The 3333-nt window shown below is 70.1% G+C and carries 3 protein-coding genes; 2 read left to right on the forward strand and 1 reads right to left on the reverse strand.

Going from position 1 to position 3333, the window contains the following annotated elements; all coding sequences use genetic code 11:
* Positions 1 to 449, reverse strand: a 449-nt coding sequence (locus AC08OP_RS23090; RefSeq protein ID WP_476616095.1) for a hypothetical protein, incomplete at its 3' end; no start/stop codon positions are given.
* 550 nt (positions 450 to 999) lie between these two features.
* Between AC08OP_RS23090 and AC08OP_RS23095 the strand changes: the two genes are divergently transcribed.
* Together AC08OP_RS23095 and AC08OP_RS23100 are read left to right on the forward strand one after the other, a co-directional pair.
* Positions 1000 to 2250: a helix-turn-helix domain-containing protein gene (locus AC08OP_RS23095; RefSeq protein WP_476616096.1), complete on the forward strand. Its 1251-nt coding sequence runs from the start codon at positions 1000 to 1002 to the stop codon at positions 2248 to 2250.
* A 275-nt stretch (positions 2251 to 2525) separates the two neighbouring features.
* The gene (locus tag AC08OP_RS23100; RefSeq protein WP_476616097.1) at positions 2526 to 3176 is read left to right on the forward strand and encodes a 2'-5' RNA ligase family protein; all 651 of its coding nucleotides are present in this window, start codon (positions 2526 to 2528) and stop codon (positions 3174 to 3176) included.
* Positions 3177 to 3333 lie beyond the last annotated feature (157 nt).

Genomic DNA, 3333 nt, shown 5'->3' on the forward strand with positions numbered 1-3333 from the left:
GGCGTGTTGTTCAGCAACGACCCGTCGGTTCTGTACTGCAACCAGTTTCGGTCATCGCCGCAGTCCTCGATCATCACCGACTTCGGTACGTCTTCCGGACTCACCGACGTCACCCGCGGGCTGTTCACCGGTTCGCCCCTGGCGACCAGACCGTTGTAGTGGTCGGCATACAGGTTGCCGGTAATGACCTGCAAGGCGTCGCCCGAGGCGTATTGCGACAGATACGGCGCCTGCCAATCGGAGGTGTGGCTGGCCTGCGCGTACGCCTTCCACATGCCGACGTACGCGGTGACCGCGTCCCGACGGGCGAGGTCCGCCGGAGACGTCGGTGTCGGTGACGGCGTCCCGCTCGACGGCGCGGGTGAGGAGGCAGCGCCGCTGCTGGCGGCCGGGTCGGGCGTGGAACCGCCAGAGCTACAGGCGGCGAGCAGCACCACGGCGGCAGTCACGGCGCCAGCGGCGCCCCGCCGAGCCCGCCGGCGAAGTCGTGGTGTACGAGCCCGGACCTCCACAGTGCCCACCTCACTGGAAATCCCAACGAACGACCAACTCGCCCTGGAAAGGAAAAACCCTCCATCTAGGACTACTCCGGTTGCGTCGCATCGCAGCGGTCCCACTACGCAGTGGGACCGGCATCCCAGCGGGAAATGACTCAACCGGACTAGCCGCTACCCACCCGATCGGACTACTGCACTAGATCGCTGTCGGACCCGAACGGGGGATGTGGGGCGTGCAGGGGTCGTCGTCGAACGGCGGCCGTAGGCGGACAGCAGGCCGCCAACGCGGACACCGCCGACGGCGCGCACCACAGCCACGAGCCCCCTTCAGCAGCCGCGAACGCGCCAGAACCGTCGAGTCGGCGAGACAGGTCGCCGCTCCGGCACAGCGGGACCTGCTGGACCGCTTGGGACGAGGAGCGTCGAGGGCTACTGTTGGCGCATTCCGACTCGCCGTCCGCCACCAGTTCTGGTGCGCGACGCGGAAGGAGCCAAAGACCTCGTGACGACCAGGCCCAGCCTGCGGGTGGAGCAGGCGGAACTGCGGGCGCGGATGCGCACGGCGGGCATGTCCCACGACGAGATCGCCGTCGAGTTCGCCCGCCGCTACCAGCTGCGCCCCCGCGCCGCCTACCGCGTCGCGCACGGCTGGACCCAGACGCAGGCCGCGGGCCGCATCAACGCCCACGCCGCCCGTACTGGCCTGGACCCCAAAGGCGCCGCCACTATGACGGGCCCGCGGTTGTCGGAGCTGGAGAACTGGCCGCTGCCGAACAACCGCCGCCGTCCTACTCCTCAAATCCTCGCGCTGCTCGCCGAGGTCTACGGAACCGGCATCCACAACCTGCTCGACCTCGACGACCGTGAACACCTCACCCCCGCCGACGCTCTCCTTATCAGCAAGACGCCGAAAACCGTGCGGGTCAGGCCCGAAGAATTGCCGAAGCCCAGGGGTGCGTCGCAGGTCGAGATGACCGGAGAAGGCATCAGACCGTCCGCTCCGGCAATGGTCTCGCCAGCCGTGGACGCGACCACTTCCCTCGGCGGTGGGTATGATCGGCAGGCGGAGCTGCTCGACGTCGGCGTTCGGCTACGGTATTTTGCGGGACCCTCTGTGCAGGCTCCTTTTCTTGATTATCTTGACGGTTTCGTCGAGGACAGTGTCGCCTCCTATGAGGCACGGGGCCCAGCGCTTTTGATGCCTCTTGTCGTGCGGCAGCGGAAGGGCGTGCAAGCCCTCGTCGAGGGCTGGCAGCTGCCCCGGGACCGTATCCGGCTGCTCCGCTCCGCTGGGCGGCTGTCGGGGCTGGCCGGCTATATGGCGGTGAACCTCGGGGATTTTCCGCTCGCGCGTGCCTATTGCGTGGAGGCGTTCACCCTCGCGCTCGCCGTCGAGGACAGCGATCTGGCGGCCTGGGTTCGGGGCACCGAAAGCCTGTGTGCCTACTACGCCGGCGACTACCGGCTGGCCTTGGAGCGGGCCCGCGACGGACAGACCTACGCCGCGGGCGGGCCGCAGGCGATCCGGCTGGCGGTCAACGGCGAGGCCCGTGCCCTTGGCCAGCTTGGCGACCGCGACGGTGTGCGGGAAGCCGTCGGACGCGCGTTCGACCTCGCCGAGGGAGCCGAGCTGCCCGAGGGGATGTCGCCGTGTATCTCCTTCGGCCCCTACAGCTACGCGCGGATCGCGGCGAACGCCGCGACCGCCCACGTCGGCACCGGCGACACCGCCCTCGTCCACAGCTACGCGTAGGCCGCCAGCAGCCTGCCGGGCGCCGACCGTTCCCGCTGGAGCGACATCCTGATCACCCTCGATGTCGCCACCGCCCTGACGGCCGGCGACGACCCCGACCCGGAACACGGCGCCGCGCTCGGCGTCGAGGCCCTCACCCGCGCCGGTGCCGCGCCGATCGAGTCGATCCGCCAGCGCGGCCGGGAACTCGCCCGCCGCACCGCGCCCTGGCGGGCCCTGCCCGCCGTCGCCGAACTGGCCGAGGTCTCGCAGGCACTGACCCACGGCGCGCCGCGGTGAGCGAGCACGACCCGGTCCACGACGATTGGGAACGCTTCCGCGTCCTGCCCTCGATGACCGACCACTGGGACCGGCCCGGCTGGACCCCTGGCCGGCGCAGCTTCCACTGGTTCCTGACGTTCGACAGCGCCGCGCTGCGCGACCTCGCCGCGACCTGCCAGCAGCAGCTACGCGATCTCGACTGTCTCGACCCGGTGGCTGCCGACGGGCTGCACCTCACCGTGCGCAGGCTCGCGTTCACCGACGAGATCGACCCCGCCACCCTCACCACGGTCACCCGCCGGGTCCCGGAACGGTGTCGTGACCTGCCGGCGTTCCGGCTGCGGGTCGGACCGCTGGCCGGATCGAGCGGCGCCGTCCGCTTCACCGTCACCCCCTGGGAACCACTGGCCCGACTGCGGGACGCCGTGGACGACGTGTCCGCCACCTGTGGCCTGCCCGCCGTCGAGCAGCGTTTCCGTCCGCACGTCGGCATCGCCTACTGCAACCGCGACACACCCGCAGAGCCGATCATCCGCCGGGTCGCGAGTCTACGTGACCTGCCGCCGGCCGAGGTATCTGTGGCAGATCTTCGACTGGTGCGGCTGTACCGCGACGGCGGCACCTACCAGTGGGACACCGTAGCTGTCGTCCCTCTGAGCGCCTAACACGTCTCGTCTGGTCGCCCGGGTCGGACGGCGCGGGGTTGCAACGGGGAGGCAGGCCGGTGGTTCAGCGCCGGGTGAGGGCCAGCTGAGCGAGGCCGACCAGGACAGCGGAGATCTCGGCAAGATCTGCCGGCACCCGCTGGGTCGCATCCGCCCG

This window comes from Frankia sp. CeRuru1 (genome assembly GCF_977966315.1).